The sequence below is a fragment of the Bacillus hominis genome (genome assembly GCF_030348325.1).
In the GTDB taxonomy this organism is placed as follows: Bacteria; Bacillota; Bacilli; order Bacillales; family Bacillaceae_G; genus Bacillus_A; species Bacillus_A hominis.
This window is the reverse complement of sequence record NZ_JAUCFS010000005.1, coordinates 3,126,002-3,148,310: the sequence shown is the minus strand read 5'-3', so window position 1 is coordinate 3,148,310 and position 22,309 is coordinate 3,126,002. Positions and strand designations below refer to the sequence as shown.

25 protein-coding genes are annotated in these 22,309 nt (G+C 36.4%); 21 read left to right on the top strand and 4 right to left on the bottom strand.

From position 1 onward, the window contains the following. Window positions 1-68: 68 nt before the first annotated feature. From QUF93_RS18815 to QUF93_RS18800, 4 genes are all read left to right on the top strand, one after another. Window positions 69-317 (top strand): DUF1294 domain-containing protein, encoded by a 249-nt coding sequence (locus QUF93_RS18815; RefSeq protein WP_289359824.1) that lies wholly within the window; start codon window positions 69-71, stop codon window positions 315-317. Window positions 318-422: 105 nt separating this feature from the next. Further along, entirely contained in the window at window positions 423-1,364 is a 942-nt protein-coding gene (gene rarD / locus QUF93_RS18810; protein WP_289359823.1) for an EamA family transporter RarD, read from the top strand. 80 nt (window positions 1,365-1,444) lie between these two features. Further along, window positions 1,445-1,870, top strand: coding sequence for a divergent PAP2 family protein (locus QUF93_RS18805; RefSeq protein WP_002111092.1), 426 nt, complete (start codon window positions 1,445-1,447; stop codon window positions 1,868-1,870). Between the two features lie 102 nt (window positions 1,871-1,972). Then, window positions 1,973-3,826, top strand: coding sequence for a terpene cyclase/mutase family protein (locus QUF93_RS18800; RefSeq protein WP_289359822.1), 1,854 nt, complete (start codon window positions 1,973-1,975; stop codon window positions 3,824-3,826). A 73-nt stretch (window positions 3,827-3,899) separates the two neighbouring features. Here the strand turns inward: QUF93_RS18800 and QUF93_RS18795 are convergent, their stop codons facing one another. Beyond that, the gene (locus tag QUF93_RS18795; RefSeq protein WP_002121294.1) at window positions 3,900-4,049 is read right to left on the bottom strand and encodes a YfhD family protein; all 150 of its coding nucleotides are present in this window, start codon (window positions 4,047-4,049) and stop codon (window positions 3,900-3,902) included. Window positions 4,050-4,335: 286 nt separating this feature from the next. On the opposite strand from QUF93_RS18795, the gene fabG reads away from it, so the two are divergent. After that, complete coding sequence (gene fabG / locus QUF93_RS18790) at window positions 4,336-5,076, top strand: 3-oxoacyl-ACP reductase FabG (protein WP_289359821.1); 741 nt, start codon at window positions 4,336-4,338, stop codon at window positions 5,074-5,076. A gap of 50 nt (window positions 5,077-5,126) precedes the next feature. On the opposite strand, the gene dhaS is transcribed toward fabG, so the two are convergent. Continuing rightward, window positions 5,127-6,611 carry an aldehyde dehydrogenase DhaS gene (gene dhaS / locus QUF93_RS18785; protein WP_289359820.1) on the bottom strand — a complete coding sequence of 495 codons (1,485 nt, stop codon included), beginning with the start codon at window positions 6,609-6,611 and terminating at the stop codon, window positions 5,127-5,129. Window positions 6,612-6,884: 273 nt separating this feature from the next. On the opposite strand from dhaS, the gene QUF93_RS18780 reads away from it, so the two are divergent. The 6 genes from QUF93_RS18780 (at window position 6,885) to QUF93_RS18755 (ending at window position 13,532) form a co-directional block, all read left to right on the top strand. Continuing rightward, window positions 6,885-7,163, top strand: a complete 279-nt coding sequence (locus QUF93_RS18780) for a YhdT family protein (protein ID WP_289359819.1) — start codon at window positions 6,885-6,887, stop codon at window positions 7,161-7,163. 3 nt (window positions 7,164-7,166) lie between these two features. Continuing rightward, window positions 7,167-8,600, top strand: coding sequence for a sodium/pantothenate symporter (panF, locus tag QUF93_RS18775; protein ID WP_289359818.1), 1,434 nt, complete (start codon window positions 7,167-7,169; stop codon window positions 8,598-8,600). Between the two features lie 120 nt (window positions 8,601-8,720). Next, window positions 8,721-9,653, top strand: a complete 933-nt coding sequence (locus QUF93_RS18770; protein ID WP_002121287.1) for a nucleoside hydrolase — start codon at window positions 8,721-8,723, stop codon at window positions 9,651-9,653. Between the two features lie 117 nt (window positions 9,654-9,770). Further along, window positions 9,771-10,880, top strand: a complete 1,110-nt coding sequence (locus QUF93_RS18765; protein WP_289359817.1) for a serine hydrolase — start codon at window positions 9,771-9,773, stop codon at window positions 10,878-10,880. 246 nt (window positions 10,881-11,126) lie between these two features. After that, window positions 11,127-12,635, top strand: coding sequence for an argininosuccinate lyase (argH, locus tag QUF93_RS18760; RefSeq protein WP_289359816.1), 1,509 nt, complete (start codon window positions 11,127-11,129; stop codon window positions 12,633-12,635). Window positions 12,636-12,701: 66 nt separating this feature from the next. Then, window positions 12,702-13,532, top strand: coding sequence for a GNAT family N-acetyltransferase (locus tag QUF93_RS18755; protein ID WP_289359815.1), 831 nt, complete (start codon window positions 12,702-12,704; stop codon window positions 13,530-13,532). Window positions 13,533-13,567: 35 nt separating this feature from the next. Here QUF93_RS18755 and QUF93_RS18750 read toward each other — a convergent pair whose 3' ends face one another. Next, window positions 13,568-14,317: a (S)-benzoin forming benzil reductase gene (locus tag QUF93_RS18750; RefSeq protein WP_289359814.1), complete on the bottom strand. Its 750-nt coding sequence runs from the start codon at window positions 14,315-14,317 to the stop codon at window positions 13,568-13,570. 193 nt (window positions 14,318-14,510) lie between these two features. Between QUF93_RS18750 and QUF93_RS18745 the strand changes: the two genes are divergently transcribed. From QUF93_RS18745 to QUF93_RS18700, 10 genes are all read left to right on the top strand, one after another. Continuing rightward, window positions 14,511-14,852 (top strand): ASCH domain-containing protein, encoded by a 342-nt coding sequence (locus QUF93_RS18745; protein ID WP_289359813.1) that lies wholly within the window; start codon window positions 14,511-14,513, stop codon window positions 14,850-14,852. Then, a complete protein-coding gene (locus QUF93_RS18740; protein ID WP_289359812.1) occupies window positions 14,849-15,244 on the top strand; it encodes an NUDIX hydrolase in 396 nt (131 codons plus the stop codon). The genes QUF93_RS18745 and QUF93_RS18740 overlap by 4 nt, the downstream gene beginning before the upstream one ends. Before the next feature lie 86 nt (window positions 15,245-15,330). Beyond that, on the top strand, window positions 15,331-15,951 hold the full coding sequence (locus QUF93_RS18735; protein WP_000070943.1) for an acetate uptake transporter: 621 nt from the start codon (window positions 15,331-15,333) through the stop codon (window positions 15,949-15,951). Window positions 15,952-16,093: 142 nt separating this feature from the next. Next, the gene (locus QUF93_RS18730; protein ID WP_001062757.1) at window positions 16,094-16,537 is read left to right on the top strand and encodes a flavodoxin; all 444 of its coding nucleotides are present in this window, start codon (window positions 16,094-16,096) and stop codon (window positions 16,535-16,537) included. Window positions 16,538-16,553: 16 nt separating this feature from the next. Beyond that, entirely contained in the window at window positions 16,554-17,453 is a 900-nt protein-coding gene (locus tag QUF93_RS18725; RefSeq protein ID WP_002121273.1) for a WD40/YVTN/BNR-like repeat-containing protein, read from the top strand. Window positions 17,454-17,671: 218 nt separating this feature from the next. After that, the gene (gene cspB, locus QUF93_RS18720) at window positions 17,672-17,872 is read left to right on the top strand and encodes a cold shock-like protein CspB (RefSeq protein ID WP_002121270.1); all 201 of its coding nucleotides are present in this window, start codon (window positions 17,672-17,674) and stop codon (window positions 17,870-17,872) included. Window positions 17,873-18,083: 211 nt separating this feature from the next. Next, the gene (locus QUF93_RS18715; RefSeq protein ID WP_289359811.1) at window positions 18,084-18,938 is read left to right on the top strand and encodes an exonuclease; all 855 of its coding nucleotides are present in this window, start codon (window positions 18,084-18,086) and stop codon (window positions 18,936-18,938) included. Window positions 18,939-19,441: 503 nt separating this feature from the next. Next, window positions 19,442-20,134, top strand: coding sequence for a hypothetical protein (locus QUF93_RS18710; RefSeq protein ID WP_289359810.1), 693 nt, complete (start codon window positions 19,442-19,444; stop codon window positions 20,132-20,134). A 474-nt stretch (window positions 20,135-20,608) separates the two neighbouring features. Further along, entirely contained in the window at window positions 20,609-20,794 is a 186-nt protein-coding gene (locus tag QUF93_RS18705) for a hypothetical protein (protein ID WP_289359809.1), read from the top strand. After that, window positions 20,791-20,958, top strand: a complete 168-nt coding sequence (locus QUF93_RS18700) for a hypothetical protein (RefSeq protein WP_289359808.1) — start codon at window positions 20,791-20,793, stop codon at window positions 20,956-20,958. The genes QUF93_RS18705 and QUF93_RS18700 overlap by 4 nt, the downstream gene beginning before the upstream one ends. A gap of 239 nt (window positions 20,959-21,197) precedes the next feature. On the opposite strand, the gene QUF93_RS18695 is transcribed toward QUF93_RS18700, so the two are convergent. Then, window positions 21,198-22,277: a DUF3900 domain-containing protein gene (locus QUF93_RS18695; RefSeq protein ID WP_289359806.1), complete on the bottom strand. Its 1,080-nt coding sequence runs from the start codon at window positions 22,275-22,277 to the stop codon at window positions 21,198-21,200. Between the last annotated feature and the right edge of the window lie 32 nt (window positions 22,278-22,309).

Below are 22,309 nucleotides of genomic sequence, written 5' to 3'. Positions count from 1 at the left end.
CCATTTTTATTTGTACGCACCTTATTTTCGTGTTAACATAAAGCGAATTTTTTAAGGGAGAGAAAGAGATGAAATGGATTTATTTTATTATTATCAACGTTATAGCATTTAGTATGATGGGGCTTGATAAGCGAAAAGCAAAGAAAAAGCAGTGGAGAACGCCAGAAAGTACGTTGTTTTTATCAGCTGCAGCTGGAGGAGCGGTTGGAGCTTGGATGGGTATGTATATGTTTCATCATAAGACACATAAAAGTAAATTTATCTTCGGTATTCCAGTGCTCGTTATTATAACAGTAGGAGTGTTTTTATACATATAACGGATTTGCAAGAGGAATGTCGAAAGAAATGCAGATTGAATATTGGTAAAGTAAGTATGTGAGACTTTATAATGAAGAAAAAAAGAGAAGAGGAGAACAGGGAAGATGGGGAGTCAAACAGCACAACAAAAGCAGGGGATTATATATGCGGCGGGTGCGTATACGATGTGGGGAGTTCTTCCGATTTATTGGAAATGGGTGGAGGTAGTACCGGCGGATGAAATATTAGCACACCGCATCGTTTGGGCATTTGTTTTTATGTTGTTAGTTTTAGGAGTAACGAAGAGGTTTCGTCAGTTTGGTGGGGAGTTAGTGGCCCTTTTTAAACGACCTAAATTATTAATGTCATTAACAATTGCTTCGGTACTTATTAGTGGAAACTGGTTTGTATACATATGGGCCGTAAATCATAACCATGTAATCGAAGCAAGTCTTGGGTATTATATTAATCCACTTATAAGTATTTTACTTGGTACAGTTGTTTTAAAAGAGAAGCTTAATTTTTGGCAATATGTTGCGGTTGGTTTAGCTGGAGTAGGCGTTGTTATTTTAACAATACGTTTCGGATCAATTCCATGGGTTTCTCTTTCACTTGCTTTTTCATTTGGATTATATGGATTAACGAAAAAATTATTAAATTACGACGCAACAATTGGGCTTACGATGGAAACGATGTTAGTGACGCCATTTGCACTTATATATTTGTTTATGACGGGAGTGCATGGTTTCGGTTCGTTCGGTTCTATTTCGGCAATATCAACGTTTCTTTTAATAGGGGCGGGTATTGTTACAGCATTACCACTCTTTTATTTTGCTAAAGGAGCACAACTTATTCCGCTCTATATGATAGGATTTTTACAATACATCGCGCCGACTATTAGTTTAATTTTGGGTGTGTTCGTTTTTGGTGAACATTTCACATCTACTCATATGATTGCGTTTTTCTGTATATGGATTGCTTTATTTGTCTTTTCAATGGCGAAAACAAAGTTTCTACTACAGAAACAACCAAAATTTATTAAAAATAAATCAGCAAAAGTATCATAATGCGTAGTATTTTCTACGCATTTTTCTTTATACTTATATTATATAGAAATTCCATTATAGTCAGTGAGGAGCTGAAAAACATGGAAACAATTTTACATAATGATCCACTTATAGCAGCTGTAATTTCTTGGTTTTTAGCACAGTTAACGAAAGTCGTTTTTAAATTAATAAAAACAGGCGAGTTTGATTTTGCTAAGTTTTTTGCTTCAGGTGGAATGCCAAGTTCGCATGCTTCGACTGTTACTGCACTTGCTACAGGTGTCGGAGTGGTGGAAGGTGTGGAGAGTCCAATATTTGCGGTTGCCGCTATTTTTGCCATTATTGTTATGTACGATGCTTCAGGAGTAAGGCTTGCGGTAAGTAAGCAAGCGAAAATATTGAATGATTTTTTTCATGGTAGACAAACAGAATATAAAAAGTTAAATGAGCTCGTTGGACATACACCGTATCAAGTTGTTGTTGGTGCACTATTAGGAATTGTTGTCGGGGTAGGGTATTGTTTGTAAGCAGAATGTGTGTAATACACGTTCTGCTTTTCTTTGTTTTCATACATATTTAGCTAAGTTTTCGAATATCGTATACGGACTTAGAAAGGGTGGGTGAGCGGTGTGCTACTATATGACAAAGTGCGTGAGGAGATAGAGCGGAGAACGACTGCACTTCAAACGATGCAAAGGCAAGACGGAACGTGGTCATTTTGTTTTGAAGGAGCTTTGCTAACGGATTGTCATATGATTTTTTTACTCAAATTATTAGGGCGCAATGACGAAATAGAACCGTTTGTGAAAAGGTTAGCATCTCTTCAAACAAATGAAGGGACTTGGAAATTATATGAAGATGAAAAGGGAGGGAATTTATCCGCGACGATTCAAGCATATGCTGCTTTACTTGCTTCGGAAAAATATTCGAAAGAAGATATGAATATGAGGCGAGCCGAAATGTTTATTAAGGAACAGGGGGGAGTTTCTCGTGCTCATTTCATGACGAAATTTTTATTAGCGATTCATGGAGAATATGAATTTCCTACGCTTTTTCACTTTCCAACGCCAATCTTATTTTTACAAGATGACTCCCCCCTCAGTATATTTGGGCTAAGCAGCTCAGCGCGTATACATTTAATTCCGATGATGATTTGTATGAATAAGAGATTCCGTGTAGAGAAAAAGTTATTGCCAAATTTAAATCATATTGCAGGCGGAGGTGGGCAATGGTTTCGAGAGGAGCGGTCTCCACTGTTTCAATCGTTTTTAGGTGATGTGAAAAAGGTAATATCATATCCATTATCGTTACATCATAAAGGATATGAAGAAGTAGAGCGCTTTATGAAGGAGCGTATTGATGAAAATGGAACATTATATAGTTACGCGAGTGCTACGTTTTATATGATTTATGCTTTGCTTGCATTAGGGCACTCTATTCAGTCTCCAATTATTGAGAAAGCTGTGACAGGATTAAAATCTTATATATGGAAAATGGACAGAGGAAGTCATTTGCAAAATTCTCCTTCTACCGTATGGGATACCGCTTTACTTAGCTATTCATTGCAAGAAGCTAAAGTTACAAATGAAAATAAGATGATTCAAAGGGCGACAGAGTATTTATTGCAAAAACAACAAACTAAAAAGGTAGATTGGAGCGTACATGCATCATCACTTGTAGCTGGCGGTTGGGGATTTTCAGATGTGAATACGACGATCCCTGATATAGACGATACTACAGCTGCCCTTAGAGCGTTAGCGCGAAGTAGAGGGAATGGTAGAGTAGATAAGGCGTGGGGAAGAGGCGTGGAATGGGTAAAAGGATTGCAAAACAATGATGGAGGCTGGGGAGCTTTTGAACGAGGGGTAACGAGCCAGTTACTAGCGAATTTACCGATTGAAAATGCGAGTGATATGATAACTGATCCGTCCACACCAGATATTACAGGTAGGGTGTTAGAATTATTCGGAACGTATGCACCGAATGAATTGCCTGAAGAGCAAAAAAAGAAAGCTATCAAATGGTTAATGGATGTACAGGAACAGAATGGATCATGGTATGGAAAATGGGGGATATGTTATATATATGGTACATGGGCAGTGATGACAGGCTTACGTGCATTAGGAGTGCCTTCTACTCATCCATCGTTGAAAAAAGCAGCTTCATGGCTCGAAAATTTGCAGCATGAAGACGGAGGGTGGGGAGAATCCTGTCAAAGTAGTGTAGAGAAAAAATTTATTTCGTTACCCTTTAGCACACCGTCACAAACAGCGTGGGCACTTGATGCACTCATTTCTTACTACGATCAAGAAACACCGATTATTCGAAAAGGAATTTCATATTTGCTCGCGCAGTCTACTATGAATGAAAAATATCCTACTGGTACAGGGTTACCGGGTGGCTTTTATATTCGGTATCATAGTTACGGACATATATATCCGTTGCTCGCTTTGGCACAGTATATAAAAAAATATAAAAAATAAACCGAGAGTAGCTCTCGGTTTATTTTTCGGGTAGTAGGTCCCTGTTGAAAAGAATAAGGAACGTTGTAGTGCCTTATTTTTCTGATGACTGGCGTTTTTGACGTGCATCAGCGGCATTTGCACGTGCGTTTGCTTCTAAGTCATTGTGGTCAGCGAGTTCGCGAGAGAACTCAACATCAATGCCATCAGCAGCTTTGTTTCGGTTTACATTTTTGTTTTTCATTCGACACAATCTCCTTGTGTTTTATCCCGCATAAACGGTTAGTAAAATTCCCACCTCAAAATTCAGATGGAACAAAGAAGCTAGGTGGGAGATTAACTGCCCGTAAATGCCCGATTGGTGAGGGCTAATAATCAGTGGGGGATGAACAAAATCCCCACTGATTAAAGTTTCACTTTATGCGACGTTGCAAAGTTAGTTTGACACAAATAGACTTTTTTATACAAAGAGGATTTGGAAAGCATAGAGCCGAAATATACAGTATAGCTAATAGAAATGGGGGATAGGGATGGACTTGTTAAATGGGAAAACAGCTGTTGTAACGGGTGCTGCGCAGGGAATTGGAAAAGAAATCGCACGAGTTTTTGCGAAACTAGGGGCTAAAGTATTAATTAGTGATGTAAATGAAGAGAAGCTACAAAAAACGACACGTGAGTTATCGGATGAAGGGTATGAAGTGAGCTTATATCGATGTGACGTGAGCAATCAAAATGAAGCGAAGTCGTTAATTGAGTACGCGGTGCAAAAATTTGGTACACTACATATTTTAGTGAATAACGCTGGGATTACAAAAGATGCAATGTTACATAAGATGGAGAAGTCTGCTTGGGAACAAGTATTACAAGTGAACTTAACTGGCGTTTTTTATTGTATGCAGCCAGCACTTCTTTACATGAGGCAACAAGGATATGGACGGATTATTAATATTTCTTCTATTAGTAGGGAAGGAAATATTGGACAAGCAAATTATGCGGCTACAAAAGCAGGGGTTGTAGGCTTAACAAAAACAGCAGCGAAAGAGGTTGGAAGTTTTGGTATTACGTGTAATGCGATTTGTCCAGGATTTATGGATACTGATATGACAAAAACAATACCGGATAAAGTAAAAGAGAAAATGGTTGGAGCGATTCCAGTTGGAAGAATTGGAACACCGGAAGATATTGCAAGCGCAGCGGCCTTTTTAGCATCAGAATATGCATCCTATATTACAGGGGAAGTATTAAATGTGAGCGGGGGACTGCAAGTTTAAAGGAATACATAAGGAAAAGAACCTGACCGGATAGGTCAGGTTCTTTCTCACTAGTTTAAGTTAAGCCAAACGCTCTTCACTTCTGTATAGTTATTTAATGCGTAAGATCCCATTTCACGACCAAGACCAGATTGTTTAAATCCTCCAAATGGAGATGCTGCATCAAAGACGTTATAACAGTTTACCCATACTGTACCTGCACGTACTTTACTTGCAACATAATGTGCTGTCTTAACATTTTCTGTCCAGACACCAGCCGCTAAGCCGAATTGTGATTTATTCGCACGTTCAATTACTTCGTCAATATCATTAAACGGTAATGCAGAAATAACTGGACCGAAAATTTCTTCTTTAGCGATCGTCATCTCATCATTTACATCAGCAAATACTGTTGGAGAAACGAAATATCCTTGATCGAATGATTTGTTTCCTCCGCAAAGTACTTCAGCACCTTCTGCAATGCCTTTTTCAATATAGCCCATTACACGCTTTTGTTGTTCTTCAGAAACGAGAGGACCGATTGTCGTTTCCGGGTTAAGACCTGCGCCTTGATTTAATTTTTTAGAATAAAGGACGAGGTCGGCCATGACATTATCATACATTTTCTTCGGGATAAATAAGCGTGATCCAGCACAGCACACTTGTCCTTGGTTAAACATAACACCAGATAGTGCAGCCGGAATCGCACGAGATAAGTCGGCGTCTGGTAAAATAATGTTCGGTGATTTACCACCAAGCTCTAAAGTAACGCGTTTCAATGATTCAGATGCTTGTCTCATAATTTGTTTACCGACTGGAGTAGAACCAGTGAATGCAATTTTATCAACGAGTGGGTGATTAACGAGAGCTTGTCCAGCTGTTTCACCGAATCCAGGTACGATATTTATAACGCCTTTCGGGAATCCAGCTTCTTCAATTAATTCAGCTAAGTATAGAGCGGATAATGGAGTTTGTTCTGCAGGTTTTAAAACGATTGTACATCCTGTAGCAAGTGCTGCTCCCATTTTCCACATTGCCATAAGAAGTGGGAAGTTCCATGGGATAATTTGACCAACAACACCAACAGCTTCGTGGCGTGTATAGTTAAAATAATCACCAGAAACAGGAATTGTTTGACCAACGATTTTCGTAGCCCAGCCAGCGTAATAGCGCATGTGCTCAATTGCAAGTGGCACGTCTGCTGCCATTGTTTCACGGATTGGTTTTCCGTTATCTAAAGTTTCGAGCTGTGCAAGCTCTTCTTTATGTTCTTCCATTAAATCGGCAAGCTTGTACATAAGGCGGCTTCGTTCAGCAGTGCTCATGCGTGACCAAGGACCTTCATCGAAAGCCATTCGAGCAGCTACGACAGCTTTATGAATATCTTCGCGACCAGCTTCAGCAACGATAGCGAGAGTTTCACCAGTTGCTGGGTTAGGAGTTTTAAACGTTTTACCGGAAGCGCTTTCGATAAATGCTCCGTTCACATATAATTTCTTTGTACCTTGAAGAAATTTCTCTACCTTTTCATGAAGATTTACAGCTAGTTGACTCATTGTATAACCCCCTTGAAAATATAATGTAAACGCAGTACGAGACGGCGTTTATTCCGAAATCAAGGATGTGGGAACTAGATGAAAAGCCTCTACTTAAAATCATAAATAATAAATACTGAAAATTCAAATTTCATTTATGTTACAATTGTAAAAAATATGTAATGAAACATTGTATTCTATATTATTACAAAAAATCCTGCACGTTTTTGTTTTCTAGTAGGAAAAACTAGAAGAACAATGGTACAATAATACATCGTGAGAGGAGGGAGAAAAATGAAGGATTATCATGATGATCCACGCTTTCGAATCGCCCATAGAGAAGCGTTAATTGGTCTTGGACTTGCTATTATTAACTTTATAATATGGTACGGATTTGCTTATGGACTTGGAAGTAAGGATCCGAGTGAATATACATATGTATTAGGTTTTCCGTCATGGTTTTTTTATAGCTGTATCGTTGGATTTGTCGTAATGGTTATTTTACTTAGTTTAGTTGTTCGTTTTGTATTTCAAGATATTACACTCGATGAGGAAGAAAAAAGTGAGGAATAATAGATGAATTGGTATGTAATCATTCCAATGATAATTTCGTTTATCGTTGTATTTTTAATTGGTGTATATGCTTCAAGACGCGTACAAGCGACTGCCCATAATAAATTTTTGCAAGAATATTTTCTTGGTGGGCGTGAGCTTGGCGGTTTATTATTAGCGATGACAATGATTGCTACGTACGGAAGCGCAAGTAGCTTTATCGGCGGGCCTGGTATTGCTTACAATATGGGTCTTGGATGGGTGCTGTTATCAGCGATTCAAGTTGTAACAGGATATATCGTTTTAACGGTTATCGGTAAAAAGTTTGCTATTATCGCTAGGAAGATGGAAGCAATTACTCTTATTGATTATTTAAAGGGAAGATATAATAATAAAGCAGTCGTTATTCTTTCTGCGTTATGTATTATTATCTTTTTATTTTCAGCAACAGTAGCCCAGTGGGTAGGCGGTGGACGCTTAATTGAGTCGCTAACGGGCCTTTCTTATACAACGGCATTATTTTTATTTACTTTTTCTGTACTTGTGTACGTATTAATTGGTGGGTTTCGTGCAGTTGCGTTATCAGATACGATATTAGGTATTATTATGTTAGTTGGAACGACAATCATTTTAGTTGCAACTGTCATTGCTGGCGGTGGAATTGAGAAGATTATGCAGGAACTTGTTCAAATCAATCCGAATTTAATTACACCTTTCGGAGCGGATGGTAGTTTAACGAAATCATACGTTACATCATTTTGGATTTTAATTGGGGTTGGCGTTGTTGGTTTACCGCAAATTAGCGTGCGTGCTATGTCTTATAAAAATTCAAAAGCGATGCATCAAGCGCTCATAATTGGAACAGTGGTTGTAGGTACAATTATGATTGGCATGCATTTAACGGGTGTATTTGCACGAGTAGTACTTCCAGGTATAACTGTACCGGATAAAGTAATGCCGCTACTCGCGATGGAAGTGTTACCACCTTGGTTAGCTGGAGTTTTCTTAGCTGCACCTATGGCAGCGATAATGTCTACTGTGAACTCATTATTATTACTTGTAAGTTCGTCAATTATTAAAGATATATATGTGAACTACATAAATAAAGATGCCGCGGATAGTACGATAAAAAAAGGTAGCCTATTGATTACTGGTATCGTAGGATTACTCGTATATGCTGCCGCTATTAAGCCGCCAGACTTTTTAATTTGGTTGAATTTATTTTCTTTCGGTGGTTTAGAAGCAGCGTTCATTTGGCCGATTGTGTTAGGGTTATATTGGAAAAAAGGGAATGCAACTGGAGCACTCGCTTCCATTTTAGTTGGGGTAGGCTCATATATGTGTATTCATCTTTTCTATCCAAATCCGTTCGGTATACATACAGTTGTCTTCCCGATTTGCTTTGCATTTATTGCTTACATCATTGGCAGTATGATTACTATGAAGAAAAACGTCTAGATAAAATGGAGAACGCAGTCCGTATAGGGCTGCGTTTTTTATATAAATTTGTTCTTTTTATTCTGTATATCTATGGTGATTCATAAAGTAATAACAATTGAGGGGATGGAGTTGAGGGCGATGAAAAAAGTATTATTTTTAGGAGACCCTGGAATAGATGACTCTTTAGCTATCATGTATGGAATTATGCATCCTGATATTGATATTGTTGGTGTTGTAACGGGATATGGAAATGTATCACAAGAAAAGGCGACAAGTAATGCAGCGTATTTACTGCAACTTGCAGGACGAGAAGATATACCTGTTATTAATGGTGCGAAAATTCCTTTGTCTGGGGATTTTGTGACGTTTTATCCGGAAATTCATGGCACAGATGGCTTAGGACCTATTAAACCTCCAAAAGCATTTTCGCCAAATATAAAACCTTTTTGTGCATTTTTCGATATTCTTGAAAAGTATAAAGGAGAATTAATCATTGTTGATGCTGGTAGATCAACGACACTAGCGACAGCATTTATTTTAGAAAAACCGATGATGAAGTATGTGAAAGAATATTATATAATGGGCGGTGCTTTTTTAATGCCTGGTAATGTGACACCAGTCGCGGAGGCAAATTTTCATGGCGATCCCATTGCGTCACAATTAGTTATGCAAAATGCCAAGAATGTGACATTAGTGCCACTTAACGTTACGTCTGAAGCTATTATTACGCCAGAGATGGTGAAATATATTACGAAACATTCTAAAACGAATTTTAATAAATTAATTGAACCAATTTTTAATTATTATTATAAAGCTTATAAAAAGTTGAATCCAAAAATAACAGGAAGTCCGGTACATGACGTCGTTACAATGATGGTTGCGGCGAATCCATCCCTTTTAGATTATGTGTATCGCCGTGTCGATGTAGATACAGTTGGTATTGCAAAAGGAGAGAGTATTGCTGATTTTCGGCCTCAACCTGACTCAAAAGCATTAAAGAATTGGGTGCGAATTGGTTGGTCATTGCATTATAAAAAATTTCTAGAAGACTTTGTGAAAATTATGACGTAGACATAATAGGAACATACAAGTTAAAATAATGGAGATGATTATTTAAATAATCATCTCCATTATTTTGTTTTTAAGAGATAAATAGAGAAGAGTTACACAATAGGAGAGGAATTTTACTTGAAAAAAACTATAGTATGCGCAGTGATTGTGGGTATTTTTGTTTTGCTGATATCGGGTAACTTTTTAGTGAGAAAAGTGTGGAGTTCAAATAATGATGATGCGCAGTACATAGCATCCTTTATTGAAGAACATAAAGATGAAAAAAATAGCGCTCTTCTAGTAAAGAGAAATGATAAAGTTGTGTATTCTGTAAATCCAAATGTTGTATTGCCAGTTGCTAGTACGATGAAGTTAATTGTGGCGCTTGAATATACGAAACAAGTTACAGAGGGGAAAATCGATCCGTCTAGTTTCGTTTCAATTAATGATGTGAATCGTTATTATGTGCCGGGTACAGATGGTGGTGCACAAGATAGATGGCAAAATTATTTGCAAAAAAAAGAAAAGATAACTGAAGGAGCGGTTTCTTTAGAAGAAGTTGCAAAAGGAATGGTTAAGTTTAGTTCTAATGCAAATACTGAATATTTAATGGAGGTATTAGGATTAGATAATATCAATCGGAATTTACAAAGTTTAGCGCTTCCTGCACATCAACCGCTATTTCCGATCGTTTCATCTTTATACATTCCGGGATATTTGCATAAAGAATTACATGTTCCAAAATATAAAATAGAGAAAAAGTTAAAAGAAATGTCTCAAGAGCAATATCGTGAATATGCTATGATCATTCATGAACGCTTAAAAAAGAAGGGACCATTATTACAAAAGGAAATTCCTCTATATTTAGAGGAACGTTACGACAAAATTTGGTCGGATAGATTGCCGGCTGCTTCCGCTAACGATTATATGGTACTGCTTCAAAAGGCAAATCATCAAGGCGGTCTTACAGAAGCGGAAGAAAAAGTATGGGCGAATATCGTCGAAACAGATATGAGTGCAAAGAAATATCGTAAAACATTCAGGCATGCTGGGCAAAAGAATGGTTATACACCATGGACGGTAACTAAAGCAGTTTATGCAATGGATAAACGTGGAAACTGCACGGAAATTGTTTTCTTGGCAAATAATTTAAATGAAGATGACAGTGCAGAAATACGTAAACACTTAGCAAATTTACATTTCCAAGTGTTGCAAAGTGATAAGTATGATGCGACTTTTATTAAATAAACTCGGTGCTTTAAGCGCCGAGTTTATTTTTATCCCGCTATTTGTGGGTAGTAAGACTCCCGTCTCAAAATTCGGCTGGGGCAAAGAAGTTAGGTGGGAGCCCTGCTACCTGTAAACGCCCGATTGGTACGGGCTAATAATCAGTGGGGGACCCCCACTGATTAAAGTTTCACTTTATGTACAAGCACTTTTTCACCATCCCTGGGTATGATGGGTAGTAACACTTAGGCGAAAGGGGAAAAGGTGATGAAACAGAGTAAAGAAGAGTTTATTAAGAATGAAGGCGCTGATTTCCCTGGGAAAACATATGTAGATTGTGTATTACAGCATGTATTTAATTTTCAGCGTAATTATTTATTAAAAGATATGTTTCAAGTGCATAGGGCACATATTACTATGTTAACTGAAGAAAAGTTAATGAAAAGAGAAGAAGCGAAAGTTATATTAACGGCACTTAAAAAAGTAGAGGGGATTCCAAAGGAGCAGTTGCTATATACAGAGCAACATGAAGATCTTTTTTTCTTAGTTGAACATTTGCTTTCTCAAGAAGCAAAGTGTGAATTTGTAAGTAATATGCATATCGGTAGAAGTAGAAATGATATGGGTGTAACGATGTATCGCATGAGTTTACGGCAATTTGTATTACGGTTAATGGAACATCATTTATTGCTGCAAGAAAGTATGCTGGAGCTTGCTGAGGAACATATAGACACAATTATGCCTGCGTATACACATACACAGCCAGCGCAACCAACAACATTTGGTCATTATGTTTTGGCAATTTACGATACGATGCAAAGAGACTTAGAACGAACGAGAAAAGCGTATCATCTTGTAAATTATTCTCCAATGGGGGCAGCTGCTCTTTCTACAACAAGCTTCCCGATTAAGCGAGAACGAGTGGCACAGTTGCTGGGATTTACAAATGTAATTGAGAACTCATACGATGCTGTTGCTGGAGCGGATTATTTATTAGAAGTTAGCTCATTACTAATGGTTATTATGACGAACACGAGTAGGTGGATTCATGATTTTTTACTATTAGCGACGAAAGAATATGATGGGATTACTGTAGCAAAGCCATATGTGCAAATAAGTAGTATTATGCCGCAAAAACGAAATCCTGTTTCAATTGAACATGCCCGCGCTATTACGAGTAGTGCTTTAGGGGAAGCCTTTACTGTATTTCAAATGATTCATAATACACCATTTGGCGATATTGTTGATACGGAGGATGACTTGCAGCCGTATTTATATAAAGGAATCGAAAAGGCGATTCGTGTTTTTTGTATTATGAACGCAGTTATTCGAACGATGAAAGTAGAAGAGGAAACGTTAAAAAGTCGTTCATATAAACACGCGATTACGATTACAGATTTCGCAGATGTTTTAACAAAAAACTATGAAATACCATTTCGGCATGCACATCATGCAGCAAGTGTTATTGCGAATATGTCTATGCAGCAGAAGAAAGAGTTACATGAATTAAATTTCAAAGACATAAATGTATACTTACAAGAAAAGTTAAGAGTAAATTTATTAGAAGAAGAGTGGAAAGAAATTATATCACCAGAAGCTTTTATTCAAAAAAGAAATGTATATGGTGGACCGAGTAAAAAAGAGATGGAGCGTATGATTCAAAAGCGCAAAGAATCGTTTCGAAAAGAAGAAGAGATATTTGAGAAGGAAAAGAAGAAAGTTTTGCATGCTGAAAATGATTTGAACACATTAGTTTCGGATATTATTGAATCGTAAAAGAAGGATTTAATGAATTAATCGCCAATACTTAATTAAAATATAAATCGAGGGAAGAGATTGTCGATGATTCAATTGCATGTATATGAAGAGGTTCTTAATTTTAAAGAAGAGGTTACACCATTTCTAGAAAAGAATGAGCAGGAAAATAATCTCATATTAGGTGTATTACAAATGGTCCAAGAACCGATATTTATGGGGGTAGCAAAACAAGAGGAAGAAATAGCAACTGTATTTCTTCAAACAGTAGAAAAACAAATCATTGTTGCTACGTCTGAAATGGCGGAAGAGGGCATCGTGGAACTTGCAAAAAAATTAGCGGAAGTATATTCAAATGTTCCTGGATTGATTGGTAATAAGAAAATTGTACAGAGATTAGCGGAAGAGATTGCAGTGTTAGAAAATAAGAAAACTACTGTTGCAATGGAGCAAGGTATATATGAATTAAAACAAGTAAAGAAAAAGTGGAACGGAGATGGAATCTTTAGAGAAGTAAGTAGTGATAAGCTAACATTAATAGAACAGTGGATATATCAATTTTGTGAAGATGTGAAGCTTCCTACTACGAAAGAAGAAGCGAAACAAACCGCCCATACATTAATTACTAACCGTCGTCTATTTGGTTTAGAAGTAGACGGGAAGCTTGTTTCTGTAGCTGCAAAAACGAGACCGACTACAAACAATATAACAGTTAATTTTGTATATACACCGAAAGAAGCTCGGAAAAAAGGGTACGCATCTAGTTGTGTTGCTGCACTTAGTCAACGTATGTTAGACGAAGGTTACAAAACAACGACATTATATACCGATCTAGCGAATCCGACATCTAATAAAATATATCAAGAAATTGGTTATGAGAAGATTATGGAGTCTGTACTTATATTTTTAGAGAAATAGAATGAAAAGGCACGCTATTAGAGCGTGCCTTTTTGTTATTCATCAATTCGAATTACTTCACCTTGCGGGAAATTCTCAGTTTCTAGTAAGCTACGAATGGCTTTCGCAACGTATTCAGGTGATAGTAGTTTTCCTTCTTCTTTTAGTGCGATGAAGCGGTCTAAATTTATGAAGTCTTCTTTATTTGTTTCACGAATTTGTGCTTGCATATTTGTATCAACAACACCTGGTGCAAAAGCGACGATTTTTACAGGATATTCTTTTTCTGCTTCTTCAGTAGCAACGCATTGTGTAAACATATTTACACCGGCTTTCGTTGTACAGTAAGCTCCCCATCCGAAATAAGGATTTTTTCCTGCTCCAGATGAAATATTTATAATGCGTTTTTCTACTTTCCAGTCTTTCGTATGTTTCATGAAAGTGGAAGTAAGGATCATCGGTGCGATTAAATTAATATGAACGTTCGTAATGAATTGTTCACTTTCTGCTTTTTCAATTGGCATCATTGGTACAACTGTGCCCGCATTATTAATTAAATGAATAGACGAAGCTTTGTCTTCTTTTATAGATGAAAAAACTTCGCTAAAGCGAGTTTCTAAATTATGTACATCTTGAAAATCTACGGAATGGAAAATACATTTGCTGTTGTTTTGCTCTGCGAGTTTTGTGAGTTTTTTATTCTCTCGCCTAGAAATAGAGATGATGCTCGTATTTTCTTCTAACAATTGCGCGGCGATTGCCTCACCTAAACCTTGTGAAGTTCCTGTTACGATAACGTAGCGCATAGTATAGTAAACTCCTCTCATTTGTTGGACAACGTATACAGTATAGCATCATTATTATTAATTCTTCACTTCTAACAACCGGTAAGATTGTTAAGTTTAGTATTTTTGAGAGAGGGAAGATGAATATTCCTGTATGAAATGTACAAGTTCTCATAATATCTATATGTTAGACTAATGAAAAGGAGTGGGAAATATGAGACATAAAATGGGACTATATAATGAGCCTTTTCAATCTATTTATTCAGGTAAAAAAGTATTTGAAGTTAGATTGTATGATAAAAAGCGTCAACAAATAAAACATGGTGATGAAATTGTATTTACCAACCTTACGACGGCAGAAATGATTATTGTAAAGGTAACAGAGATAAAGCGATATGAGAGTTTTAAAGAAATGTACAAACAAATTGATAAAAAATTATTTGATTGTGAAGAACTTAGTATAGAAAAAATGTTAGAAAGTACATACGAGATATATACGAAAGAACAAGAAGAAGAGTGGGGGACAGTTGCCATTGGAGTTGAACTGCTAGTATGACAAGAAATCGTGGTGCGGCTATTATTGTACAGGATGGTAAAATCGCTCTTATAAAACGTGTTCGAGAAGATGAAATGTATTTTGTTTTTCCGGGCGGGGGAATTGAAGAAGGAGAAACACCAGAAGAAGCAACGAAGCAAGAGGTTTATGAAGAATTAGGGGTACATATACAAGTGGAGCACCTTATTGCAAAGGTGGAGTATAAAGGTACGGAGTATTATTATAATGCCCATATTACAGATGGAGTTTTCGGAAGTGGTAAAGGTGAGGAATTCGAGCTGAAAGGTAGAGGGAGTTATATTCCTATATGGATGCCGATAAATGAGTTGTCAAATTTAAATATAAAACCTTATGATGTGGGCAAAAATATATTCGATTATTATAGAATATAAGGTCTGACAACATACAAAAAAAACCATTGACATAGCCTTCTGATTTAAGTATTGTATTCGAGTATGTTTATAATCAGGAGGTTTATATGAGCAATCAAACTACTACACATCATGTGAAAATGACAACAGCAGATCCATCTGGAATCGGTTTATTTGGATTAGCGATGGTAACACTTGTAGCATCATCTCAAAAGTTAGGCTTAACAGATGGCGTTTCGCTTGTATTACCATGGGCAATCTTTTTAGGAGGATTTGCACAAATCTTTGCATGCATTCACGATGCAAAGCATAATAATACGTTCGGTACAACAGCATTTGGTGCATACGGCCTATTTTGGTTAGGTGTTGGAATGACTTGGTTAATTCAACTTGGAGTATTTGGCGAAAAATTAGCCCAAACTGCAGATTCAAAACAGCTTGGTGTAGCCTTTATCGGATACTTGATTTTCACGATCTTTATGACAATTGGTGCAATGGAAACACATAAAGTATTATTTATGATTTTCGTCCTTATTGATTTCTTATTTATCGGTCTTTCATTAAGTACTTTAGGTGTTATGCCGCATGCAATGCATAATTTAGCAGCGTATTCTGAACTATGTATTTCATTATTATCTTTCTATGGTTCAGCAGCAGCTGTGTTAAATACACACTTTGGAAAAGTTGTATTACCAGTTGGAAAACCATTTGGTATTTTTAAAAAGTAATAAAGAAGAACGGATGATTGTATAGTCATCTGTTCTTTTTTTTATGGAATAAAATAAAATAACAAAAAATATAATTGAAATTGATTATCATTATTAATATAATGATAATGAGAATCATTTATTGTAAGAGGGGGATGCCAAAGTGGCGAAAATTTTAATTGCATATGCAAGTATGTCAGGAAATACAGAGAGTATTGCTGATTTAATTAAAGTAAGTTTAGATGCCTTTGATCATGAAGTAGTATTGCAAGAGATGGAAGGTATGGATGCTGAAGAATTATTAGCTTATGATGGAATCATTTTAGGATCTTATACGTGGGGTGATGGTGAATTACCATTTGAAGCGGAAGATTTCCATGATGAGTTAGAAAATATAGATTTAACGGGTAAAAAAGTGGCTGTTTTTGGATCAGGTGATACGGCGTATGAACTGTTTTGTGAAGCGGTAACGATATTTGAAGAACGTCTTGTAAAATGCGGGGCAGAACTTGTACAAGAAGGATTGAAAATTGAATTAGCTCCAGAAGATAAAGAAGACGTTGAAAAATGCAGTGATTTTGCAATTGCTTTTGCCGAGAAGTTCTAAGAATGGGAGTGTCAACGTGGAAACAATGTTAAGTGCAACTGCTATTACAAAGTTAAGAGATGGAAAGCTTTTGTTAGCTACTACATATAATGGTTTATTCATTGAAAAAGATGGAGAATGGAAACAGATTTTAACTGGGTTCCAAAAACGAATTCGAGATTTACATAGTGAAGATAACGTAGTTTACGGAGTAGGGGACGAAGGAGTTTTTATTCGTAGTATGAATGGTGGAGAAACGTGGACAATCCAGCGCTTTCCAACGAAAGCAACGAGCTGGAATGTATGTAGTAATGAGAATGGAACAGTAATTGCTCATGGAGATAAAACACTGTATCATTCTAATAATTTTGGTTCCACATGGGAGACTATTCAGCCATTTCTTAATTACGGTAGCGAGGCACCATCTATTCGATCATTACTTTTATATAAACATTACTTATTTATCGGTACGAAAATACATACTAAATATGGTGGTGTTTGGCTTTTTGATTTAGAGACACGTAAATTAAAAAGAATTAAAATAACGATGAATCAGATGATTTCTGCGTTGACTATACATAATTCCTATTTAGTAGCGGCAAGTGGATCATGCAAGGGGATTAGCGGAAATATTTCTTTTTGTAGAATAGATGAGAGTATCGAAAGTGATAAAATATGTTGGCATACATGTCAAAGTGAACAAAAAGCTAGTAGCTATTTAGACTTAAGTGTAGATCGGCATGTGTTATATGCAACGTCAACGCAAAATAAGGCGGGAATTAGCACTGTTTGCCGTGTGCTTCTTGATGAAGGAATTGTTACAGTATGTGATTCGGTTAAAGGGCACGGTTGGCGCATTGTTAATCAAAAAGAAGGTTATGTTGTAGCTGGATCAGGTGAATCAAAAGCGATGCAGTGGAAGAAAAAAGTTGTATAACTTAAAAAAAACTTTACTTTTATTATATTGATATGATATAGTTACCTTAAACCATTTTACTTTTAATAATATAGAGATTTAAATGAGCTGTAACTTCCGAGGAGGATAGCAATGTTAAATCTCCTCTGGGGTTGCAGTTTTTTAATATATGAAGTATTATTGTAAAGTGGTTGAAAATGAATATGTACATATAGGTACATTGTAGGAGGATTTTTTACATGCAAAACGGTAAAGTAAAATGGTTTAACTCAGAAAAAGGTTTCGGTTTCATCGAAGTTGAAGGCGGAGAAGACGTATTCGTTCATTTCTCAGCTATCCAAGGCGACGGCTTCAAATCTTTAGAAGAAGGTCAAGAAGTTACTTTCGAAGTAGAACAAGGTAACCGTGGACCTCAAGCTACAAACGTAAACAAGAAGTAATTATGAAAAAAGAAGGGCTTGCCCTTCTTTTTTTTGCGTTTTTTTGGTGAATGAATGTCCTCCTATGTATATTTGGAAATAAGACTGAATTTTTGATTTATATTTAAGTGTATTAAATGTATAAACTGCATGTATAAATAGATACTGAAAATAAAGTGAAGCTGTTAATTAGGCTTTTCATATTAATAGGAATTAGAAAGAGGTATACAAATTGAAAAACGCTACACATTTCATTGTGTTTGATATTGAAAGGAATTTTAGGCCATATAAATCAGAAGATCCGTCAGAAATAGTTGATATTGGAGCTGTAAAAATAGATGTGAGTACAATGAAGGTTATTGGAGAGTTTTCAGAGTTAGTAAAACCAAGTGCTCCATTAACTCGTCATACAACAAAATTAACTGGAATTACAAAGAAAGATTTAATTGGTGTAGAGAAATTCCCTCAAATTATAGAGAAATTTATTCAGTTTATCGGAGAAGATTCTATATTTATTTCATGGGGAAAAGAAGATTATCGTTTTCTATCTCAAGATTGTACATTACACGGTGTAGAATGCCCATGTATGGAAAAAGAGAGCAGGTTTGATTTGCAAAAATTTGTTTTCCAGGCGTATGAAGAATTGTTTGAACATACACCGAGTTTACAATTTGCAGTGGAACAACTCGGTTTAACATGGGAAGGCAGGCAACATCGTGCTTTAGCAGATGCTGAGAATACAGCAAATATATTTCTTAAAGTATATGGCGAGAGGGATATTAACAAACGATATAAAAGACATGGTGAGCTTGAACTTGTAAAGAACGGGAAATTAACAGAAAAAGCGAAAAAAAAGATGCGGAAATGGGTATTTAAAGAAATGAAGAAAAATACAGAGCGTCCTTTTGTATGGAGTGCATTAGAAAGTAGTGACACGTGGGAAAGTATAACGGAAAGATATTATATAAGTGAATCTGCAGTAGAACTTCTGAAAAAACACTTTCCTACGGCGTTGAGAAAAGCGGAGCGGCAACTTAGGTATTTGGCTGAGATGGAGAAGCTGGAGGAAGAGGGAAAGATAAAGTAAACGTATTAAGATATCTAAGGCTAGTCCTCTTTTTATGAGGAAAATTTATTAGTGAGCAATGTAAAAACTCCTATTCCACTTATAGATATAGAAGTTTTTTAGTATGTGTCTTTTAAGTGAGTTAATCATTCGCGATTCTTCTATAACGAATAAGGCAAAAGGTTCTGTGGAAGGTTTCGAAATGAAGCATCGATTTTCATTTGTTTTATGTAAGTACTCTGTATGAGTTTCCAATTTTCTTTTGTAAGTTTCAGTAATTGTTTGATCTGTGAGGTAATCAGTTTCATCTGAATAGCATAAGATTTCACATTCTTCTAATTGTAGTTCACCGATTAAATTCCGTTCATCGAGTACGCCTTTGATTGCTTGTTGTATTTCTTTCGTGGACTCATGACTTTTAATGTTATTTTTCAAATCAAAAAAGTTATTTTCTATAAACAAAATGCATAATGTTTATTCTGAATACTTTTTTCATTATAGAATCTAAAATTGGAGGAACTACGATGCTAAGGAAAAATATAGAAGAACTTCTAACGAAATCTGAACAAAACGGCTGGGGATATGAAGGAATGGCGTTAAGCAGAAATTCACTCATTCATCTATGTTTGAGATTGGAAGATCAAGAAAAAGTTTATCATATTCTGGAACTTGGTGGGGGCCAATCTACTTTATTCTGGAAGTATCTTTCCTCTTCAGGATTATTAAAGATCAAGGTTACAACATTAGAACATGACAACGATTGGGCAACACAATTATCAACACGTGTAGAAGATCTAGAAAACATTACGGTGCATTCACAAACACTAAAGCAAGTTACCGATGAGGAATGGGAAAAAATCTTCTCGCATCCTCAATCAGCTCATCTGGTTTGGGAATCTTATGGAAAAGCAGTTCCTCAAAACCAATACAATTTTTTCGGCATTCACAACGCTTTTTACGCTGAGGTAGATCAGCTAGCTTTGGAACAACAATCCTTTGACATCATGATTTTAGATGGTCCACATGGAAATGGACGTTCCCTCGCTTATCCTCTTTTTTGTAACTTTTTAAAATCAGATGCACTACTATTAATAGATGATTTTGATCACTATCCGTTTTTGGAAGATTTACATAAAATATTTCACTATGAAGAAATACATCGACAAGCAGTTGGAGAAAAGAGATGGGTGTTGGTCCAGTTACAGGGGAGAAAATAATGAACGTTTTAGGGTGAATATCATCGAGGGTTCTGTTGCAAAGTTTTTCGAATGAAGCTAAATTGTAGAAAAAATGAGATGAGGAGAATGATACATGGGGTATTTTAAAGGAAACAATTATGACTTTACAGTCACACCCCCACATGAAAAGGAGGGCACTGAAAATCCTTCGGATTTTTGAAAGTGTTAAATCGTCCTATCAAAAAAAGGACTCCAACATTCAAAATATGAATATGATATTATCCCCTTAAGGTAGACGGTGTAAAAAGGCCATGAATAAACATGGATGTTACACTTTCACTTGGAGGGGATTTTATTATGGTTAAAAATGATAACAAAATAATAGACTATTTCGTATCGAATGATAAAAACGTAAATTAATTATATTTTTTCGGAAAAAAGTGCGTGAGGTTACAAAGTGTCGCGTCATAGTAAATGTAAGGATTTCAAGATTCAATGAATGGAGGAGAAGAGTTGAAAGTTGGAGTTCTTGATTTACGTCAAAATAAATTTGTAATGGTGACGAAAGCAGTGATTGATGACACGCGCTTTATCACAAAGCCGGTAGATAAGTTAATCTACGCAGTGCTTAATGATACAAGAGCATCTTATCCAAATGAAAAAGCTAAAAGGATGTTTAATAGGAGGCGCTTGCGATGAGAGACGTAACAAAACGATTGCAATGTATTCTGTTGGAACTAGAATCTTTAGAGTCTGACATGCAACAAACAAAGCAACGTAAGTCACAAACGGATTTAGCGCAACAAGATATCTTACACACTATAGAAGGAAGTGGTCGGACAAGTGATTGGTCAGCGATATAAAAGGGCGTAAATTAGGATGTTTCAGTAACCGTATATTTTAAGTGATCACGTAATGGACACAAGGAAGTGGAGAAATAAAAAGAGCGCTAATTACAAGCGCTCAATAAATCGTTAGCATGGAAGTTGAAGCTATTATTCAATATTAGACCTGTTATTTTTATAAAAAATGGTCACAAACGTGGCAACATTTGTGGTCACGCTTCGATATTTTATAACGTTAATAAATATCGATAAATCCTTTAGTATTGCGGAATAGAGGAAGCCTTCTTCTCAATCCGCTCAATCACGTCTTGCAATTCATCCGGCTTCAGAAACTCGATAGGAGAGAACCCTTTCTCAAACGTAAGTGTATCAGCCTCGATCATAAGTACATATCGGTCATTTACCTTCGCAATATGTATTTGATCACCGAAATCAGCCAGTAGAGCCTTCACAGAGATATGATCTGCTTTTAGCTTTAATTCCACTTCAGGGGCGTGTTCGACAATTTGAGCAGTAGCTTCCATTACTTCTTCAGTTGAAAATTGTTCCATAATTTCACGCTTTGGACTGGCAGCCCATACTTCCATCGCTTGGTCGAATTGTTCGCGTTCTTCTGTACCTTCTTCAAATACATCTTCAATTTGATCGTATACCATGTCCATTACTTGTGTTTTCATAATTTCAGGCATAGAGCGCTCGTATTCGACGAATTTTAAGAAGTCTTCAAAGTAACGGGCGTGTGATGCTTGGTGTATTTTTAGTTCGCCAGGCTCCACCATACCTTCTTCAGGCATGTATGGATATTGGATAGATTTCATATTCTTTGTTGTGATGGCCATTTCAACGTTACGAATAAGTGTTGATTCGTCTGAAATTGAAGCGACCTTTGGTTCGAAGTCACATTTCATCACGAATACGAATGGATCATCAAAATATTTGCGTAGTTTTGCTTGCGCGATCAAAAATACACCACCACGTACAGCGCTTGTATCGAGATATGTATAAACGAGAGGTTCACTCATATCTTTGAAGTTTTCCTTTGTTTCTGCAAAGCGAATGCGATTAAATAAGTTGTAATGAGGGTTTGAATCGAGTTCGTGCCCTTCTTCTACAATAAAGCGACCGATCTTTGTTGGAGCTTGTTCAGTTTTTGCATGACGCTCTACTTTTCGTTTTGATATTTTTAATAATTCACCATTCAAAAATTCTTTTAAAGAGCTATCTTCATACTCTTCAGCGTCTAATGTTTGAAAATGTTTGTAGCGTTTATCAACTGCTTCACCTTTTCCTTCAACTTGTACCACATAAAAGGAAAGAAAATTTATTTCAAAATCCATATTTATCACCTTGTTTCATTTCATTAACTCTT

Bases quoted from the DNA above. Each gene is read 5' to 3' on its own strand.
- dhaS (WP_289359820.1), bottom strand. From the start codon at position 6,611: ATGAGTCAACTAGCTGTAAATCTTCATGAAAAGGTAGAGAAATTTCTT.
- cspB (WP_002121270.1), top strand. From the start codon at position 17,672: ATGCAAAACGGTAAAGTAAAATGGTTTAACTCAGAAAAAGGTTTCGGT.
- QUF93_RS18710 (WP_289359810.1), top strand. From the start codon at position 19,442: ATGCTAAGGAAAAATATAGAAGAACTTCTAACGAAATCTGAACAAAAC.
- QUF93_RS18735 (WP_000070943.1), top strand. From the start codon at position 15,331: ATGAGCAATCAAACTACTACACATCATGTGAAAATGACAACAGCAGAT.
- QUF93_RS18700 (WP_289359808.1), top strand. From the start codon at position 20,791: ATGAGAGACGTAACAAAACGATTGCAATGTATTCTGTTGGAACTAGAA.
- QUF93_RS18805 (WP_002111092.1), top strand. From the start codon at position 1,445: ATGGAAACAATTTTACATAATGATCCACTTATAGCAGCTGTAATTTCT.
- QUF93_RS18745 (WP_289359813.1), top strand. From the start codon at position 14,511: ATGAGACATAAAATGGGACTATATAATGAGCCTTTTCAATCTATTTAT.
- QUF93_RS18755 (WP_289359815.1), top strand. From the start codon at position 12,702: ATGATTCAATTGCATGTATATGAAGAGGTTCTTAATTTTAAAGAAGAG.
- fabG (WP_289359821.1), top strand. From the start codon at position 4,336: ATGGACTTGTTAAATGGGAAAACAGCTGTTGTAACGGGTGCTGCGCAG.
- QUF93_RS18740 (WP_289359812.1), top strand. From the start codon at position 14,849: ATGACAAGAAATCGTGGTGCGGCTATTATTGTACAGGATGGTAAAATC.
- argH (WP_289359816.1), top strand. From the start codon at position 11,127: ATGAAACAGAGTAAAGAAGAGTTTATTAAGAATGAAGGCGCTGATTTC.
- QUF93_RS18795 (WP_002121294.1), bottom strand. From the start codon at position 4,049: ATGAAAAACAAAAATGTAAACCGAAACAAAGCTGCTGATGGCATTGAT.
- QUF93_RS18695 (WP_289359806.1), bottom strand. From the start codon at position 22,277: ATGGATTTTGAAATAAATTTTCTTTCCTTTTATGTGGTACAAGTTGAA.
- QUF93_RS18815 (WP_289359824.1), top strand. From the start codon at position 69: ATGAAATGGATTTATTTTATTATTATCAACGTTATAGCATTTAGTATG.
- panF (WP_289359818.1), top strand. From the start codon at position 7,167: ATGAATTGGTATGTAATCATTCCAATGATAATTTCGTTTATCGTTGTA.
- QUF93_RS18750 (WP_289359814.1), bottom strand. From the start codon at position 14,317: ATGCGCTACGTTATCGTAACAGGAACTTCACAAGGTTTAGGTGAGGCA.
- QUF93_RS18780 (WP_289359819.1), top strand. From the start codon at position 6,885: ATGAAGGATTATCATGATGATCCACGCTTTCGAATCGCCCATAGAGAA.
- rarD (WP_289359823.1), top strand. From the start codon at position 423: ATGGGGAGTCAAACAGCACAACAAAAGCAGGGGATTATATATGCGGCG.
- QUF93_RS18770 (WP_002121287.1), top strand. From the start codon at position 8,721: ATGAAAAAAGTATTATTTTTAGGAGACCCTGGAATAGATGACTCTTTA.